Source organism: Streptomyces sp. NPDC002690 (assembly GCF_053592415.1).
In genome coordinates this window covers 1-1475 of sequence record NZ_JBSFVR010000720.1, presented here as the reverse complement: position 1 = coordinate 1475, position 1475 = coordinate 1, and the positions used below count along the sequence as shown (strand labels likewise).

Annotated in this window: 1 protein-coding gene; it reads left to right on the top strand. The window is 69.4% G+C overall.

The window, feature by feature from the left end:
• Positions 1–1475: MFS transporter (locus ACWD3D_RS37015; protein ID WP_451465016.1), on the top strand; the 1475-nt coding region annotated here is incomplete at both ends.

The following is a 1475-nucleotide window of genomic DNA, read 5'->3' as shown; positions in this document are numbered from 1 at the left end:
ACCGGAAGGGCTCGACGGTGGGGGGACCGTATGGAGTCGGACGAGAGACGCGCACACCCGTACGACGGCGCTTGGGCGGAACCGGGCATGGCCCGCTTCCTCACGGTCGTGCTCGGCCAGCTCGCCTCCATCATGGGGTCCGCGCTCACCGAATTCGCCCTGCCCATCTGGATCTTGCTGGAGACCGGGTCGATGACCCGGTTCGCGCTGTACTCCGTCGTCGCGATGCTGCCGGGCATTCTCATCGGTCCGCTGGCCGGAGCCGTGGTCGACCGCTTCGACCGCCGCAAGGTCATGCTGGCCGGTGACCTCACCGCCGGACTCAGCCAGGTCGCCATGCTCGCCCTTCTGCTGACCGGACGACTGGACACCTGGTACCTGTACGTCCTGCTCGCCGTGCTGTCCGTGGCGCTCACCTTCCAGCGCCTCGCCTACAGCTCGGCCGTTCCGCAACTGGTCCCGAAGCGGTACCTCGGGCACGCCAACGGAGCCGTACAACTTGCCTTCGGCGCAGCACAGTTCGTCGTACCGCTGGTGGCGGTCGCGCTCATGGCGGGCATCGGGCTGCGCGGCGTGCTCATCCTCGACATCTGCAGCTACGTCGTCGCCGTGGGCGTGCTGCTGTGCGTCAGATTCCCCCGGACGCTGCCGTGGAGCCGCCGGGAACCGGTGGTCGAGGAGATCAAACAGGGGTTCACGTACACCTGGCACAACCGTGGATTCCGCTCGATGCTGCTGTGGTTCGCCGTCCTGAACCTCTTCCTCTCGCCCCTCTTCCTGCTGGTGACACCGCTGGTGCTGTCCTTCGGCACCCTGGACGACGCGGCCGGGGTGGCGATGGCGAGCGGCGCCGGGGCCGTCGTGGGCGGACTGCTCATGGGGGTGTGGGGCGGACCCCGCAGACACCGGGTGCGCGGCATGCTGGCGCTCGCCGCCGTATTCGCCCTGGCCGGCGCGGTCACCGGGCTGCGCGCCGACCTCTGGCTGATCGGCGTCGGAGCCTTCGGGATGGCCTGCGCCATCTCGATGGTCAACGGGGTGTACTCGACGATCGTGCAGGTGAAGGTGCCGCAGCGGTTCCACGGCAGGGTCTTCGCACTGAACACGCTGGTGGCCTGGTCCACCCTGCCGATCGGCCACGGCCTCATCGCTCCCCTCGGCGTCAAGCTGTTCGACCCGCTGCTGGCCGAGGACGGAGTACTGGCGGACAGCGTGGGCCGGGTGCTCGGAACCGGCCCGGGACGCGGAATCGGACTGATGTACCTGCTGTTCTGCCTCGTCATGCTGCTTCTGGTGGCCTTCGCCCTGCGCTGGCCGGTACTCGCCCGCTTCGACCGGGACGTGCCGGACGCCGAGCCGGACGACCTCATCGGGCTCAGGCGCCCCCCGCGACGACCATGCCGATCTCCACGCCGGGGTTCCCGCCGTCGCCGGCGGTCAGGACGAGGGAGTGGGCCTCGGAGAACAGAGACAGG